The following is a 15,610-nucleotide window of genomic DNA, read 5'->3' on the forward strand; positions in this document are numbered from 1 at the left end:
GGATTTTTTGATCTTCAAACTATTTACTCTGCTGCGTGTTTTGAATTTTTAATTTGGATTAGTTTCATTCCGAAGACATCGCTTAACAACACGTAGCTTTACCTCGAGAAATTGTACTTCTATATGGGCATAATAAAAACTCGAAGAAAATACCCGACAGTTCTATTAAACATGAACTGGCGGGTATCTAACCATTTTATTGTTTTTTTACACTGTCTATTTGACAGGTAGAACTTCAAAATATCAAGCAAGTCCTTCTTTTATTGATCCATTCTCAAATCAAAAAGAAAGTAAAGCTGCTCTTTGGATAATTTGCGAATAGTGTCAATACTATTCAGAAGCTGAAATTTATATTGTAGGTCCAGTTCCTCGTCCTTCGAATTCGTTGATATACCGCTCCCCTCCTCTATATTGAACATCGGTGAGAAGTAACTGAGTGACTCTTTCTTAGCTTTAAGTGTAACTTCGAATGTTTTGTTACTTCCATCACGGAGTATTACATCATAGGTTCCCGATACTGCAATAATGTCACTAGAGTAGGATTCGATTTCCAGATTCTTCAAACTCGTTTTTTTAGCTGGCAACAAACCCTTTTTTAGAAGTTTTTCATATTCAAGATAGTAGGTATGCTTATTAAGCTGAGCCTTTAATCGTATCCTTGCATCATCGTCAATGTACCAAGTGATAAAAGCATATTTATTGAAAAGATCATCAACGGATTTTGCAGAAAAAAGCTTAGGCCAATCAGATTCCAATTTCCCAATCAATACTTGGGTGTAGCTCTCTTGGATTTGAACTTTCTCTAGAATTTTAATTTTCCGCTCTAGAATTTTTGCAGATTTGGTTTGGGCATGGGCAACTGTCAGTGAAAAACAGAACATTGTAGCTAGCAGTCCAATACAGCCAAGAAACCAATACTTTCGGGATATCATAATATATTCTCCTTCTGAGAGCTAACAAAGAGGATTAAGTAATAATTACCTTTGATTAATTATGGCAAATTGTTAAGAATGGACATTGCTTTTGGATTATCTTTAAACTTCTGTTTAGCATTCTCAATTTCAAGATCATTTAGTTGATTTTCTTTTTCATCGCTAATACTGAAATGATTTTTGAATTCTTGATTTGTACGATTATCTATAGGATTTGAATCGAACCATCTCTGGAATTCCTCTACACCTACATAATTGATGAGAGTTTGACTGATGACATTGTCAGGGTTGTTATAATCAATTTCATGATGATGATCCTCATCTATGAGAGCAGTTGTTTGAGTTTCATTGTTAAGACTGAGAAGAAAAGTGCTCATTGTAGGATAAAAGAGCATGGGGTTAATTGTCTGAGAATAAGTTGGGTAATCCACATATTGATCATTGATATCAAAGTGTAAATGAGGGGGAACACCTCCAGATGTTCCTGAAGTAGCAATCAACGTCCCCTTAGATACATAGGAAACAGTAGAATAATTTCTTGCGCTCAAATGTAAATATCGGGAGATTATATTTAATCCGCTGTCACCCAAATAGGGATGAGTGATATGAATTGCACTAGTTCCATCCGAATATACACCGGAGAAAGAAATCAATCCTTCTTGAGCTGCATAAACAGGAGCGTAATTGGCGCGAATGTCAATTCCTTTGTGCGGACCGCTATCTCTATTTTCACCATAAAGGCCAGTGACCGTTGTATTGGGTGTCGGCCATTTGAATGCATACGAACCATAGTTGGCGGCAGATGCACTGACTGCTGGAATTACTAGCATTGCTACTGATACTAAAGTTAATACAAACAGAGATTTCCTACTTTTCTTAATTCTATCATCTCCCTAAAATGTAATTTTTATACATCCATAGCTTACTACAGATGATCTCTATTAACAATATAATTTCCAAAATTTAATAATAAATAGATATTGTTTTACAAATATTACGAATAGCATTTTTAGCATGTCTTGTATTCCTAATGGCTATCAAAGAAAGGTAGTCAGTTTAATAGAAGTAGCTAACTAATCTCAAAGGGTTAGTGAAGTAACAACCATTTAACTCATACTCATCCAGAATTCTGTGATCAAATCACTCACTATTTGCATCCCTTTAATGAATTGGTTTTGATACGGTTTCTCACGAAGAATCGATTGCGGTATCTGTTAGAAGTAAACAAAGTATTAGACTGAGAACATAAAGTTATAGCCTGACTGCAACGCGGCGTGGACGGTAGCCGAATCAAGCTGTGGTAACACTTGCTCCTGGTTCTTCTAAGTTTTACCAGATGGCTGTAGTGAGGCCGAGAATCCCGCTAGATAGAGGGGAGGTAGCTCTCGTTCCTGGTGATCCGGATTTGGCGGCTACGAACCATTGCGGGAGGAACGGTCGCCGATCAAACAGCGGCAGCTCAATCTACTATTTTATTTCACACTCCTCATTTTGTCAGAGCGTCATGGCGAAAAGGGCTTGTAATACAGAGTTACAATCCTTTTATAGTGGAGTTATAGTCACAGAATACCCTTTAGAAGCCAGTAGTAAATGATAGCGATGCAATCAAGGTCTGCGGAATAAATTCGAGGATGAGATGCTTTCTTTTCACACTCGGCAACGATAAAAGTAGGGAGAATTTAGTTATTTGGACACATCAGAATATGAGAGTTATTATCGTTTTTGATACATTGTTAAAAAAACAGTACAGTTCTTAGCTCATATCTTCTAATAGACACGGAACGGATATGAATATTCCAAAATTTATAAAAAAACTATTGTTTTTAATATAAAATACATTTATTACTAAATTAGTAAATATAACCATTAATGGAAAGGGTGTAAGCTATGCAGTTAGGAAAATTAATCTTATCTGGTTTACTTGCAACATCTCTTTTGAGTCCAAGTTTTGCTTCAGCTTCAACAAATTCCGAAAAAGGAATTATCCCTAGTGAAATGCCACCAGGTACAGTTATTACTTTTGATGAAGACAATAGTCCTGTTATTACAAAACAAGGATCGTCTACTTTTAGAATTAATAATGTAGAAAAAATTGATTTGAGTAAGGAAAATCCAGAAATTCCTAATAGTCCGATTTCACTGGATGAGTTTAATAAAGTGATAGAAGAAATTAAGCAAGAAGCAAAGGATTTACCAGTATACTACATTGAAAGTAAAAAGCCTCAACCTGGAACAGTAGTCTCCTATGGTTCTGATGGACAAATCAATACTATCGAAAGTAAATCGCCAAATATTTCCACTTATGCTACAGCTGCTAATGGAAATTATGTATATGGGTCATATCCAAATACAATTACGATTACTACTAGTAAAGTTTCAGGTGTAGGTAGATTTACAGTATTTAATTCTATAAAAGGTGATAATGATAATAATTTAGTAGTAGGAGATGTAGCTACTAAAGGTCAATACGATAATCCTAAATCAGGAACAATAATTACAGCATCAGCAAATGGAATTACAAAAAATCTAACAAAGAATGATAATGGAGCATTAGATAACGCAGTTTTAGATGTTTGGAAATGGTCAGGTGTAATGTTTGGATATACTTATAGCAGTACCCTTTCTTTTGCTGGAAGCTATTATTACAATAGATAGTTGTATGGAAATAAATACTTATGAAGAATAAAGCATTTTAGCCTTCAGATATACTAATTTCTGAGTGCTATATAACTAATGGCTTTTACAAACTAGATAATTGATCTAGAGTGTAAAAGCCATTTCAATTTGTGCTTTATGATTTGAATCTGATTATTCTAATATAGTAAAGTAGATACACACCTTGATCTTTTTATTTATAGTAAATGTAAACAAAATTGAAAGGTATCTCGTATTCTTCTTACAGGAAGGAAAAACTGGAATTTCTTCCACTAATCTTATTGAATCATTCAACAAGAGAATTAAGAAATATACGATGCGAAAGGAATAATAGATACTTATGAAAAACAAAAAAAATTTAGGAAGAAGCTTACTATTTTCAATAGCTTTTATTTTTTTTCTACTAGGTTGTAATAGTAAAGATAAAGATAGACTTATAGAAAAGCATGATGATTTTTTATCAATAACGTGTACTACATATATTCAACCAGATAAAGAGGATATGTTAACCACTATTTACCAGTACGCTCCTAATACAGGGGAAGTAAAAGAAATATATAATTTCTCATACACAACCCAGTATCCATTAGGAGTTTTCAGTTCGAATGATAAAGTTGTTTATTATACAAAAAGGGATGATAGTAAGCGTGATCAAATCTTTAGTTATAATGTAGAGAATAAAGAAGAAACGCAATTAACAACAAATTTACGGGCTGTTAATCAAATAATACCCACAAAAGAAAAAGTATTTTTTGTAGCTTCTATAGATAGGGTATTAAGGTTAGGTATGTTAGATAAACAAAGTGGTATTATTTCATACTGGGGAGATGAAGATACAAATGTGGAAACTATCGCGATAAATCCAAACACAGAACATATCTACATATCTGCATTTTCTTATAGTAAAAATCGAGAGGTTTTAGAGAAACAGTTTATCTCCGATGAAAATAAATATACTATGCCACTTTTTTCAGTTTATGAAACAAATTATTCCTTTACGGATACGCGAAAATTCCTCTCAGGACATGCCTGGATTAAAATTTTGATGGTTAATATGAAAGAAAATAAGCTTATAGCCATTTATGACAAAGAATATAATTCAGATGAAAAGTCAAAAGCTGTAGCTATAGATGTTAACTCTCAAGAAAATGAAGAGTTTAATTTACCACCTGAAAGGATGAACGTAGATGGAGCTAGTTTTTCAGTTGATGGAAAAGGTCTATATGTGACATCGGTTGTAAATGATAAAAGAGGAGTCTATTATTATGATTTTAAATCTAAAGAATATACAAAAGTTTTTATATCTGAAGATGGATTTATGAATAATTTTCAACTGGTTTTAAATAGTCAATAAAATAGCCTTTGCAACCAAAATAGCAGGAAATATACAATCTAAGTTTGAGCTTCGTTTCACATCTTAAAGTAGAGCCGTTCTATCTTTATCATCGACGAAGTACGGTTGAAGCATCAAGAAGAAGAGCATCTTATCCAATTGAATAATGATAAACGAGCGCGGCTAAAACTAAAAGAACTGACACCGATAGAGTATCGGCGTTAGTTCTTTTAGTTTTTTTAAAATGACCACTAAATAGGGTCTTGATCACTTCATTGGGTGGACTCTTTTTGTTAGTTTTACAGATGAGAGATGTTCAACCTTCCACTTCACTCTTTTGCTTCCTTGAAATCTCCACCTGGCTGTAATTCAAGAAAATAAGGTATCAGTTTTCATTTCAAATAAACTAGGTTGTAAATACCCAAGCTTAATCACCTATTATATAGAAGGTGGTTGATGCAGAGTACAATGATATGGAGTTATCTAGTATACTCTGCACTCCATCAGCTTATCCTTCAAAAAAAATCGGAGGTTTTAAAAATGGGATATCACATTATGGTTAACTTGTTAGCAGATCGTACAAAATTGGTACGTTGAAAATGTATAATGATAGTGGTGCTTTAGTATTTGGCCCAAAACAAACACTTGGCCGCTCAGAATACGGTTACAACTGGTCTCAAATTAACGGACATACACCGACTGGAGTATATTCAGCAACAATTTCGGGAGCTCCAATGGACCAAACTGAAGGTAACATCCGTTCTTATGGGCCATCGAAATATGTCATTATGGATCCTATCAGTGGTAATGCGTTAACTGCAGAACAAAATGGGCGCACAGGTCTATGGATTCACGGTGGTGCTGCAGCAGACGCAGGTGCCATTTCTTATCCGCTTCGTCCCACACATGGTTGCGTAAGACTTTCTGATAATGACCAAGCCAGTTTGATTTATGTGCTTTCAACGTTGGGTGGAGGCACAGTAAGGTTACTATCTCTGAAAGTTAATCAGTAAGCAGAAAAGGATGGGCTTAAGCCCATCCTTTTCTGCTTAAAAACTAAATTATTATTCATTCTATCTTTATCGGTAATAATTTTGTTAAGGTTGTTTGTTCGTTTTCAGTAAGATTATTGGTTATATTTTAGTATTCGTATATAGTTTGATGTCATGTCGTGCTGACGAGATTACTGCTCTGAAGTCTATTAATGTCATCCTATGAGAATCTATGATACAATAGAGTAGGTATGTTTCTAGATGCTAAAATTTTTGTGCACTTAGAATTATGTCATTTTTCTTTTTATATTCATCACAATCATCATGCCTTAATCATAGGGTGGTTGAATATACATAGATGTATTTGAAAATTTAAGAACGTGTAGGTCTCGTGTTTACTTTATCCATAAATGTAATGTCTACGAGAAACGATTGTCCATCATAAAAGGACGTCTAAGTCATTTCTTCTTGTAATAAACTAAAAACTTGCAGTAACACCGCAACTTTTAAAGCCCAAACCGGTATAATAAGTACGGACCGGACGGGAAAAGACGTGCAAGGGCGAGGAGGGCCAATCTCACCATGACGGATTCCCAGTTGATCCAGGAAATCAAACAAGGCAACACAGAATTATATTCAGAATTAATGCGTCGTTATCAACGAAAAATATTGGCATTTGTATATCATATGCTTAGAAACTCACAAATGGAGCTAATTGCAGAGGACCTTTGTTCGGAGACTTTCTACAAGGCATTCCGTAGCTTGCATTCCTTTCGAGAGGTAGATGCTTCCTTTTCAACATGGTTGTACACTATTGCTCGTAATACCGTGCTAAGTGAGCTTCGTAAGAATCGTGCCGGAAATGTATCCCTAGAAGAGAGTGGATATACTCCCGTTGCACCGTTTGAAGTAGCGCCTGAGCAGGCTGCATTGCGTAAAGAACGGATGAATTTGGTTCGTGAGGCAATTAATAATCTTCCGGAGAAACAACGCTCTGCGCTAATCCTGCGTGAATACGATCAGATGGATTATCAAGAAATTGCAGAAATTTTGGATCAGAGTGTAAGCTCCGTGAAATCATTGTTGTTTCGTGCCAGAAGTAGTGTGAAGCTTCAACTCGAATCCTATTTCAATGAGCCTGAAGTTGAAGAGCAGGTTGAGAGGGTGTAAGGCGAATGAATTGCAGGGAAGCGCAAGAATGTATTCCGCTCTTGTGGGACGCTCCCCCCACACATCCTAGGCGGATTTTGCTTGAACAACATATTGAAACTTGTCCTTACTGCGCTGCTGAATGGTCTCTGTGGCAAGAGAGTAGCCAGCTTATGCATGATTTGAAAGAAGAGATTAGTGAAGAGCGTGCAGAAGTTATAAATGTTAAAGTTATGGAGCGGATTTATCTAGAGAGTCCTTGGTTGATGCCAGGGGATGGGAAATCCGCAGGGACATCTGCCATTGTTCGCCATAGGCTTAGTCTCTGGATCGCTTGCTTCCTGGCGGTATTTTTGTCCAGTGTTCTTTACTTTACTATGTTTAGAACACCTGCTGATATCACTGTGGCTCAAAGTGGAATTGTAGAGACTGGCGTTGCTGGCTCTATGGAATGGACATCCACTTATCCCATTTTAGGCTCTGAAGGTGGGATTATTGAACCACTTGTAGTAAATATGAGACCTACTCATCCTCAATATTGGATGATGTTATCCATGCTTGGCGTGGGTTTTGCAGTGTTTTCGTTAACCCGGCTGAATCGATATCGCAGATCATAAAGGGTCTATTGATGTATGACTTAGCTATTTCAGTATATAATAGTGTTAAGAACGATGTCGGAGTCCCTTTATGTAAAGATAAGGGGCTTTTTTTGTATTCTAATGCGCATAAAAGAAGACATTTTTATTCATCCATGTTACATTAAGAGACAAATACTTTGGTGAAAAGGGGGAGGCAATATGCTAATCGGCTTGATACGCCATGGATTGACGGACTGGAATGCAATTGGAAAGATACAGGGGCAAAGTGATATTCCGCTTAATGATGAAGGACGGATGCAAGCTGCTATGCTTGCTGACCGCTTATTACAAGAGCCGTATCGCTGGGATTATTGCATTACAAGTAACCTTTCCCGGGCAGCAGAGACAGGCAAGATTATCGCTGATAAATTAAATGTACCGTTGCTTGATCCTGATCATCGGATTCGGGAACGTGCCTACGGGCAAGTAGAAGGGCTTACTGCCGCTGAACGTGAAGAGAAGTGGGGGAAAGATTGGAGCCAGCTTTCACTTGGTCAAGAAACTGACGAAGAGCTTCAAGCGCGTGCACTTGCCTTTATGGAAGATATTTCGGCGCAGCATCCCAATCGGAACATATTAGTCATATCTCATGGAGGGTTCCTCGCTCAACTGTATACTGTATTTTACAAAGATAAGTATTCTGAGCGAATTGGAAATTTATCTTTGACGATTTTGGAGAAGAAAGAACAGGAATGGAACCCTATTTTATATAATTGTACTCGCCATATCCTGCAAAATCAGCGTTAACCCGTGCATCGGGTTATTTTTTTTGCGCAAAGGGGAATAAAAAGGGCTGTATTTCCCATAATGGTAGTAAAACGGTGAGGCGATAAAACATGAATCTGGCGGATATGCTCACTTATGCAGATATTGGACAGCTGACCGCCATAGCGGGACGCTACCGGTGTGAATGCAAGCAGAATTCCAAACATGACTTGATCCAGAGTATTCTGATTATGCTTGGAAGCAGAAGTTTTATGGAGTCTCATATCCGGGAATGTGCTCCGGAGGATCTACGCTTTCTGAATACATTACTTTTTGATGAACGCTGCTACTTTAGTCTGGAAGATTTGTTGGCTGTAGCTAGACAGGCTTCTTTTGATACTCCAGAAGGAAAGACCGGAGGCTTCCGGGAAATGGTTTCTCGTTTCAAAAGCGCAGGCTGGCTCTTTAGCGGTTCCTCCCAGCAAACCAGATACTTGTTCCAAGTGCCTAAAGACTTAAAAGAGCGCTTTCGTGAGACGATGAGCGCGCATATCAAGGATAAGGTTACGGTTAGCTCTGAACCAGCCATGTATCGAAATGAAGGAGAATTGTTATTAAGTGATCTGGTTATGCTTCTAAGATATATCAAGGAAAATGAGCCAGAGCTGAATCAGGAAGGGGCAATGTATAGGCGGTATCAGCAAGGATTGATGAATGCACTTCATATTCCGGAGGATCTTCTTAGCAAAGGCGGCTGGAGATTTGGTTATGGTAGGGCATGTGAGCATTATCCACCTAGATTAGCGCTCCTGTATGATTATGTTCGTCATCGCCGCTGGATCACTGAAGAAGGTTTTCGGCTAAGGCTTACAGCAACAGGAGAGGCAGTGTTGGCTGATGGGAAATGTGACTCGTTGATGCAGATATTCTCTTTTTGGTTAAAACTATATAAGGGGGCTGTACCAAACCTGCCTTCACTTGTGTATTGGGTAAGCATTAGTGCTGGGAATTGGGTGAGCGTACCTTCATTAGTGGATGGTATAGGGTGGTTAATTAAACCATTCTATTATGACAATGCCGCATCTATTTTGGAACAACGAATTATTCGGATGATGGTGCACCTTGGGATGCTTAAATTAGGGGAGACCACTGCTGGTCTCACTGTGATGATGACGCCGTGGGGGATGGGGATAGCCGTGCCTAAACATCTATAGTAGTATGGAGGCATACAAGCAAATGCTTATGGGAATTACATACGTAGATGAGGACTTCGCTTTGGTTATTGATAGGAACAATAGATGAAGTATTGATTAGAATGGGTGAATATGTAGAACGTAGACAGGATTGTTGAATATGATTTAGTAGGTGCCGTCACTTTTGAAACCGAAAACAAAATCATCTTGATGGATATCAAAATATTAAAGCAATAAGGATCTCTTAAACAGCGGAGGTGTATCGAATGGACAAAATGAAGGCTACGTACGAAGTGATGCTAGGACTTGCGGCAGAAATGGTGTGGGATGAAGCGCTGCGAAAGCGTCGCTCCGACATCTTGCACCGTGAGATTGACACGGCGCTGGCTACAGGAGATAAATTGGCTTTTCGAAATCTTACAGAAGAACTTAAAAGTTTGGCATAAAGAAATGCGCTTAGCGCATTTTTTTTTTTAGTACGCCCAGCATGGGCGCTATCTATAGGGTTGAAGTCCCGAATGGCGAAGGCAGTAGTAGCCATTAGTCTAAGGCAAGGATGTCCACCGTGAGTTGGAATCTGAAGGAAAACCGGCGGCAAATCTCCGGTCTGAGGAACACGAACTTCATATAAGGCTAGCGTACGTTGGGTGAGGTTGTTAAACAAACTAAAACCCTTACTGCCAAAGGCGTGCGAGAGTAAATGAAGCAGATGATGGAGAGGAAGATAGCGTTCTTACCTGGGGAGATCTGTGCGGAAGGCGGAACAACTTCCGTAACCTTACCTGTGAAGGTAAGTTGAAAGTACAGAAGTCAGCAGACGCCATAGTACGTCCCATGGTGCAATACGGGTGGAAGGGCTGAATATGAAATAGGTATTTGTATATCCAGGCGTTCGAGATGAGTGATGAAAGCAGAAAAAAATCCGTAAGGATCTAACTGAAGAAGGAAGCGATGAATCCCGTAGGGGACTTCAGCAGGGCTGAATTCATCTTTGGCACAAGAGGAAGGTGCAAATCACGTAAAGAGAGGTGGAAAAGATGTACCGATCATTTTATTTACGATCTCGGGGTCGGTTTCTTTCAATCCGGACTCATTTATTTCAATAACTGTACTTACAGGCTCCAACTCTGTTAGAGCAATTGTAACCACCGTTTCTCCGGATCAATGATTGCTTCAAAAACCTCATTCACTGGCTTAGAAATTTTGAATTTCTTAATGACTTGAGTATCCAACCTGTTCAACTCACTTTCTGTATCAATTAGAGGTGAAGGAAGACGAGTGGAAATCTAAATCTAGACGTTTATCCCCCTCTTTCAATATAATGGGATTTATAACTTCGGGCAAATTTGTGAAAAGTGTAAGCGACGAAGGATCGTATATAGGGAGATGGACATAAATGAAATTCAGTGATTTTAAAGTTGAGCAATGGAAAGAAAATCAAAAGTTCTATGATACATGTCTCATACCTTTTACAGGATTAAGTGGGTCCGAGACTCCTCCCGAGGCGGTTCAAGCATTAGAAAGGTTACGTGATTTCATGGATTTGGTGGAAATACCGTTTAAGGGACGTATTGTAACTTACCCAGCGATTCAGTATGGAGGGGATGGATATGTCGGTTTAATTAATGAGGTTTGCCGAAAAGTCAAATCCAGTGGTTTCCAGTATGCCGTGGTGTTGACAGCAGATGTAGCACTTCTGGAACAAGAAATTATTGAAAGCGATTTAGTACTCTCTCTGCCTATCATTGAGGGCTCTCTGGAAGGTAAGATTAATAGTGATATTAGTATGAAAATTCAAGAGATGTGGCGACGGTGAGTCTCTTTTAAATGTGACAGAAAATCAACAATTGTAATGAGAAATCACTTTTTGGCCTGTCACAAATTAGACAATATTCTTGACGGGTTTTGGTGCCTAAGCTATTATTAGGTTGAATCGAAATGGTATGTGATGTATTTCATTGATAAGATTTGAAAACGGATTATTTATAGTAAGGCATCTCTGATCGGACAGCTTAGATACTTTCTTATATCTTGAGAAGGGGGTTATATAACAGTATGAGCAGCCATAAGGATCAACAGGATATTTGGCCTGAACAACCACCCAGCCGTAAAGAGATGTCGCGCAGGCAATTTTTGACCTACACGCTAGGTGGCGCTACTGCTTTTATGGGGGCAGGTACAATTCTCCCCATGGTCCGTTTTGTCGTGGACCCAATATTACATAAGAAGGGCGCAGGGGATTTTATAAAGGTTGCTGAAATAAGTAAAATCACCGAAGAGCCCCAAGAGTTTACGTTTGAATTGAAACAGAAAGACGGATGGTACGACAGCACAGCGACGCTGACTGCGTGGATCCGTAAAGACGCAAAGGGAGATATTTATGCGCTTTCACCCATTTGTAAACATTTAGGATGTACGGTCGGATGGAACAATGATAAGGCGCATCCGGACGAGTATCACTGCCCTTGCCACGGTGCACGTTATACCAAACTCGGCAAAAATCTCGAAGTAGCTCCAAAACCGCTTGATCAGTATAAAACGAAATTTGATAACGGGTGGGTTCTTTTGGGTGATATTGTGCCTAATACAGTAGCTAGTGAGGAGGCGTAGGTTCTAATGTTTAAAAATATCTATAACTGGATTGACGAACGTTTGGATGTTACGCCAATTTGGAGAGATGTGGCCGATCACGAGGTTCCTGAGCATGTTAACCCGGCCCATCACTTCTCTGCGTTTGTGTATTGTTTTGGCGGACTGACCTTTTTTATTACAGTGATTCAGATCTTATCGGGTATGTTCTTAACGATGTATTATGTTCCAGATATTATCAATGCTTATGCAAGTGTTGAGTATTTACAATCTAGTGTTGCCTTTGGACAAATTGTTCGCGGAATGCATCACTGGGGTGCCAGTCTTGTCATTGTTATGATGTTCCTTCATACGATGCGCGTCTTCTTTACAGGCTCTTACAAGGCTCCACGTGAAATGAACTGGGTAGTTGGAATGCTCATTTTCTTCGTAATGTTGGGGCTCGGTTTAACGGGGTACTTATTGCCTTGGGACAATAAAGCTTATTTTGCGACTAAGGTAACACTCGAAATTGCAAACTCTGTTCCAGTGATGGGGCCCGTATTGAAAGAACTTATGCAAGGCGGTACGATTGTTGGTGCAGAAACGTTGACTCGGTTTTTCGCACTACATGTATTCTTCCTCCCAGCGGTGCTTCTTAGTCTGCTCGTAGGACACTTTATTATGATCCGCAGACAAGGGATTTCTGGACCGTTGTAAGTTAATCTGAGAGAGGAGGAATACGGATGGCACATGGAAACAATTCTAAGGAAAAGGTTGTATATGTCGGTGATACCAGAGTTCGTAAAGGCAATGGATTTATCATACCTCCAGACTATACAGCCTATCCTGGTAAATCGGAAGCCTTTATCCCTAACTTTCTACTGAAAGAATGGATGGTTGGTGTCGTTGTACTTGTAGGAATATTAGTGCTTACTATTTCAGAGCCTGCGCCGCTAGGGTTTCCAGCGAATGCGAGTGCTACGGTTATTCCAATTCCTGACTGGTATTTCTTGTTTCTTTATCAGTATTTGAAGCTTCCTTATGCATCTGGTGATTATATCGTTCTAGGTACATTAGGAGTGACAGGTGTAGCTTTTGGTTCACTTCTTCTAGCTCCATTTCTTGACACGGGCAGAGAACGTCGCTTCTACCGTAGACCGATCGCTTCATCTTTGATGTTCTTATCACTTGCGGCGATTGTGTACTTAACGAATACGGCTTGGACGGAATACAAACATGAAATGGCTGAGACTGGCCAAATTCCTGAAGATGTTCAGCGGGAAGAGAAGGCGGCAGAGAATAGGGCGAAGGGGCTTCCAACCTCGAGTGCAGTTAAGGCAAAGGAAGTAGCGATTGTAGATAAGGATGATCCAGCTATGGGGCTCTTTAAGCAAGCTACTTGCATCTCTTGTCATGCGGCGGATTTGAAAGGGGCAGGTGGACCTTCACTTCGCGGCGTTGGGGACACCCATGATAAAGAAGCAATCCTTACTATTATAAAAGAGGGTCAAGGGCAAATGCCGAAGATGTATGATACTGCTCTGGGAGCGGGGCTTTCGGATCAAGACATTGATGCCTTGGCAGACTGGCTTGCCAAACAAAAAAGCGAACAGTAAAATAATAATAACGCAAAACCTGATCGAAACTGCGGTCAGGTTTTTGCATGTCTAAATGTAAAGTTGCCACTACTTGGGAGGTTAATGATCTGTATGTCAGTTCTTGATAAACTGTTTAAGCACCGAGGAATCATTTGGTTGTTATTTATTGTGAATCTTCTCGGTACCCTTTATGGCTACATATGGTACGGCAATCAATTGGAGTTCACGGCGGCTAACTTTCCGCTTTGGTTGCTCCCGTTTGTTCCAGATAGTCCAACCGCGAGCTTGTTCTTTACCTTGGCGCTGTTGCTAATGCTCTTTCCTCCAAAAAGCTATACGGGAAACAATGTAAGGGAGCTTATTGAGGCGTTAGCAGTGGTGACTTCTGTTAAGTATGGGATTTGGGCAGTAAGTATGATTTTTGCTGGAGGTTATCAAGGAGATATTCTAGTCTGGAAAGACTGGATGCTGGTGGTCTCTCATTTGGGGATGGCGGTAGAAGCTTTGATCTATGCACGATTCTTTTCTTTCCGCAAAATGATTCCGCTAGCGCTGTTCTGGACCCTTGCTAACGATATGCTGGACTATTCCTATGGAATATACCCATGGTTACCCTCTGTACTGAACGATGATGTCACACAGGTGCAATACTTCACGATGGCGCTTACGTTGTTTAGTGTGATTGTTGCTTGGTTGTTTAGTAGTAGACAAAGACCAGTAGACTCTATCTATCAGTTTAAGAATAGGTTCTAGTAAGCAGTTCTAACCCTTGTCCCCCTGCCATACATTTAGAATTATAAGAAGTATAATTTTTATACTATACTTTATCCTTATAATTTTACGAGAAACGAATATCGTCTTTAAAAGACGACAACGTCGTTTCTTCTTAGGCAGGAGGGGGATGTCTCATGCTCCGAGGGAGATATTATGTGTTGGTTATTCTAGTATTTTGCTGGTTACTGACCAGCATGAATGTTGAAAAAGCTTCAGCAGCGCAAGGGAATGCTGGTGAAGGTTCTGGCAAGGTTTCGAAGCAAAGCGCCGACGTTAGTTCGGGCAACGGTTTGACAGTGATAAGCGGAAAGACTGGAGCACAGCAGCTAGAACAAGCCGCTGAGGCATTGTATGGGTATGTCTTGGAAGGGGATGTGATGAAGGTCCGACAAGAGACCGAAGAGATCTCTAGGATCATAGTGTCCTCTTCTTTTGAAGGAATGACCTCTGTAGAGGGCATTAATGCGTTGTCAGGGGTCATTATGGACCTGAAGTCTGCTGTGGCAAGTGCAAAAGTATCCCAGCAGCAATTGGAAGCTACAGCTACCAGGTTACGATTAGCTGCTAACAGTCTGAATCAACCCGGACAGCCCATTTGGCTTCAGTATTATAAGCTAATCCGCGAGGATTTAAATGCGATGGAGCAAAGTGGTGCTACAAATGATCTGGCGGGATGGAAAACGGCTGTAGAGAGGCTACAGGGCAGGTACGAAAATATCAGGCCAGCGGTGATCGTCTCCCGGAAACCTGAAGTTGTAAATGCTTTTGATTCTTGGCTCTCTTACGCCGCAGGTATTCCTTCTTCCTCACAAAAAATCGAACGGGCCCGGTTGCTTGAAATTGTATCTTACGGTCAGGATACGGTGCGGGTAATGTTCGGAAAAGAGAAAGATGAGCCGGCTTTGTCAGTACCCCTGGCCTCACAAGAATTTGGGATTTGGGGAGGACTAGCCGCAGGCTTTATTATCGCTGTATTAGCTTATGCGGGCTACCGTAAGTACAGAGGAGAGAATCAGAACTTGAAGCCAATTTAGTGGAATGGTTATATAAATAACCAAAAGGAGCGGGGA

At 39.7% G+C, this 15,610-nt stretch carries 16 protein-coding genes; 14 read left to right on the top strand and 2 right to left on the bottom strand.

All coding sequences use genetic code 11. The annotated features are described in order from the left end of the window. Positions 1 to 260: 260 nt before the first annotated feature. Positions 261 to 932, bottom strand: a complete 672-nt coding sequence (locus L1028_RS04775; protein ID WP_234531898.1) for a hypothetical protein — start codon at positions 930 to 932, stop codon at positions 261 to 263. A 59-nt stretch (positions 933 to 991) separates the two neighbouring features. After that, entirely contained in the window at positions 992 to 1,762 is a 771-nt protein-coding gene (locus tag L1028_RS04780) for a M23 family metallopeptidase (RefSeq protein WP_234531900.1), read from the bottom strand. A gap of 1,057 nt (positions 1,763 to 2,819) precedes the next feature. Here L1028_RS04780 and L1028_RS04785 point away from each other — a divergent pair. The 14 genes from L1028_RS04785 to L1028_RS04850 all read left to right on the top strand — a co-directional run bounded on the left by L1028_RS04785 (position 2,820) and on the right by L1028_RS04850 (position 15,574). Next, positions 2,820 to 3,587: a hypothetical protein gene (locus L1028_RS04785; protein ID WP_234531902.1), complete on the top strand. Its 768-nt coding sequence runs from the start codon at positions 2,820 to 2,822 to the stop codon at positions 3,585 to 3,587. A gap of 340 nt (positions 3,588 to 3,927) precedes the next feature. Continuing rightward, positions 3,928 to 4,941 (top strand): TolB-like translocation protein, encoded by a 1,014-nt coding sequence (locus L1028_RS04790; RefSeq protein ID WP_234531904.1) that lies wholly within the window; start codon positions 3,928 to 3,930, stop codon positions 4,939 to 4,941. Between the two features lie 578 nt (positions 4,942 to 5,519). Continuing rightward, positions 5,520 to 5,933, top strand: coding sequence for a L,D-transpeptidase family protein (locus L1028_RS04795; protein WP_234531909.1), 414 nt, complete (start codon positions 5,520 to 5,522; stop codon positions 5,931 to 5,933). 561 nt (positions 5,934 to 6,494) lie between these two features. Beyond that, positions 6,495 to 7,082 carry an RNA polymerase sigma factor gene (locus L1028_RS04800; RefSeq protein WP_042190156.1) on the top strand — a complete coding sequence of 196 codons (588 nt, stop codon included), beginning with the start codon at positions 6,495 to 6,497 and terminating at the stop codon, positions 7,080 to 7,082. A gap of 5 nt (positions 7,083 to 7,087) precedes the next feature. Beyond that, positions 7,088 to 7,678 (top strand): anti-sigma factor family protein, encoded by a 591-nt coding sequence (locus L1028_RS04805; protein WP_234531910.1) that lies wholly within the window; start codon positions 7,088 to 7,090, stop codon positions 7,676 to 7,678. Positions 7,679 to 7,858: 180 nt separating this feature from the next. Next, the gene (locus tag L1028_RS04810) at positions 7,859 to 8,446 is read left to right on the top strand and encodes a histidine phosphatase family protein (RefSeq protein WP_234531911.1); all 588 of its coding nucleotides are present in this window, start codon (positions 7,859 to 7,861) and stop codon (positions 8,444 to 8,446) included. An 89-nt stretch (positions 8,447 to 8,535) separates the two neighbouring features. Continuing rightward, positions 8,536 to 9,618 carry a hypothetical protein gene (locus tag L1028_RS04815; protein WP_234531912.1) on the top strand — a complete coding sequence of 361 codons (1,083 nt, stop codon included), beginning with the start codon at positions 8,536 to 8,538 and terminating at the stop codon, positions 9,616 to 9,618. A 245-nt stretch (positions 9,619 to 9,863) separates the two neighbouring features. Further along, positions 9,864 to 10,043: an IDEAL domain-containing protein gene (locus L1028_RS04820; protein WP_042129535.1), complete on the top strand. Its 180-nt coding sequence runs from the start codon at positions 9,864 to 9,866 to the stop codon at positions 10,041 to 10,043. Positions 10,044 to 10,993: 950 nt separating this feature from the next. Beyond that, the gene (locus L1028_RS04825; RefSeq protein ID WP_234531913.1) at positions 10,994 to 11,413 is read left to right on the top strand and encodes a DUF2487 family protein; all 420 of its coding nucleotides are present in this window, start codon (positions 10,994 to 10,996) and stop codon (positions 11,411 to 11,413) included. Between the two features lie 239 nt (positions 11,414 to 11,652). Beyond that, on the top strand, positions 11,653 to 12,207 hold the full coding sequence (locus L1028_RS04830) for a QcrA and Rieske domain-containing protein (protein WP_234531914.1): 555 nt from the start codon (positions 11,653 to 11,655) through the stop codon (positions 12,205 to 12,207). A 6-nt stretch (positions 12,208 to 12,213) separates the two neighbouring features. Beyond that, on the top strand, positions 12,214 to 12,885 hold the full coding sequence (gene qcrB, locus L1028_RS04835) for a menaquinol-cytochrome c reductase cytochrome b subunit (RefSeq protein WP_060622723.1): 672 nt from the start codon (positions 12,214 to 12,216) through the stop codon (positions 12,883 to 12,885). Between the two features lie 26 nt (positions 12,886 to 12,911). Further along, on the top strand, positions 12,912 to 13,784 hold the full coding sequence (locus L1028_RS04840; RefSeq protein ID WP_234531915.1) for a menaquinol-cytochrome c reductase cytochrome b/c subunit: 873 nt from the start codon (positions 12,912 to 12,914) through the stop codon (positions 13,782 to 13,784). Positions 13,785 to 13,877: 93 nt separating this feature from the next. Beyond that, positions 13,878 to 14,519: a DUF1405 domain-containing protein gene (locus tag L1028_RS04845; protein WP_234531916.1), complete on the top strand. Its 642-nt coding sequence runs from the start codon at positions 13,878 to 13,880 to the stop codon at positions 14,517 to 14,519. A 155-nt stretch (positions 14,520 to 14,674) separates the two neighbouring features. After that, entirely contained in the window at positions 14,675 to 15,574 is a 900-nt protein-coding gene (locus tag L1028_RS04850; protein ID WP_234531919.1) for a sporulation protein YpjB, read from the top strand. Positions 15,575 to 15,610 lie beyond the last annotated feature (36 nt).

This window comes from Paenibacillus pseudetheri (assembly GCF_924513355.1).
Classification (GTDB): domain Bacteria; phylum Bacillota; class Bacilli; order Paenibacillales; family Paenibacillaceae; genus Paenibacillus_AQ; species Paenibacillus_AQ pseudetheri.

What these genes read in the sequence shown, in the direction of transcription:
- L1028_RS04775 (WP_234531898.1), bottom strand. Translation starts at nt 932, where the DNA reads ATGATATCCCGAAAGTATTGGTTTCTTGGCTGTATTGGACTGCTAGCT.
- L1028_RS04780 (WP_234531900.1), bottom strand. Translation starts at nt 1,762, where the DNA reads ATGCTAGTAATTCCAGCAGTCAGTGCATCTGCCGCCAACTATGGTTCG.
- L1028_RS04785 (WP_234531902.1), top strand. Translation starts at nt 2,820, where the DNA reads ATGCAGTTAGGAAAATTAATCTTATCTGGTTTACTTGCAACATCTCTT.
- L1028_RS04790 (WP_234531904.1), top strand. Translation starts at nt 3,928, where the DNA reads ATGAAAAACAAAAAAAATTTAGGAAGAAGCTTACTATTTTCAATAGCT.
- L1028_RS04795 (WP_234531909.1), top strand. Translation starts at nt 5,520, where the DNA reads ATGTATAATGATAGTGGTGCTTTAGTATTTGGCCCAAAACAAACACTT.
- L1028_RS04800 (WP_042190156.1), top strand. Translation starts at nt 6,495, where the DNA reads ATGACGGATTCCCAGTTGATCCAGGAAATCAAACAAGGCAACACAGAA.
- L1028_RS04805 (WP_234531910.1), top strand. Translation starts at nt 7,088, where the DNA reads ATGAATTGCAGGGAAGCGCAAGAATGTATTCCGCTCTTGTGGGACGCT.
- L1028_RS04810 (WP_234531911.1), top strand. Translation starts at nt 7,859, where the DNA reads ATGCTAATCGGCTTGATACGCCATGGATTGACGGACTGGAATGCAATT.
- L1028_RS04815 (WP_234531912.1), top strand. Translation starts at nt 8,536, where the DNA reads ATGAATCTGGCGGATATGCTCACTTATGCAGATATTGGACAGCTGACC.
- L1028_RS04820 (WP_042129535.1), top strand. Translation starts at nt 9,864, where the DNA reads ATGGACAAAATGAAGGCTACGTACGAAGTGATGCTAGGACTTGCGGCA.
- L1028_RS04825 (WP_234531913.1), top strand. Translation starts at nt 10,994, where the DNA reads ATGAAATTCAGTGATTTTAAAGTTGAGCAATGGAAAGAAAATCAAAAG.
- L1028_RS04830 (WP_234531914.1), top strand. Translation starts at nt 11,653, where the DNA reads ATGAGCAGCCATAAGGATCAACAGGATATTTGGCCTGAACAACCACCC.
- qcrB (WP_060622723.1), top strand. Translation starts at nt 12,214, where the DNA reads ATGTTTAAAAATATCTATAACTGGATTGACGAACGTTTGGATGTTACG.
- L1028_RS04840 (WP_234531915.1), top strand. Translation starts at nt 12,912, where the DNA reads ATGGCACATGGAAACAATTCTAAGGAAAAGGTTGTATATGTCGGTGAT.
- L1028_RS04845 (WP_234531916.1), top strand. Translation starts at nt 13,878, where the DNA reads ATGTCAGTTCTTGATAAACTGTTTAAGCACCGAGGAATCATTTGGTTG.
- L1028_RS04850 (WP_234531919.1), top strand. Translation starts at nt 14,675, where the DNA reads ATGCTCCGAGGGAGATATTATGTGTTGGTTATTCTAGTATTTTGCTGG.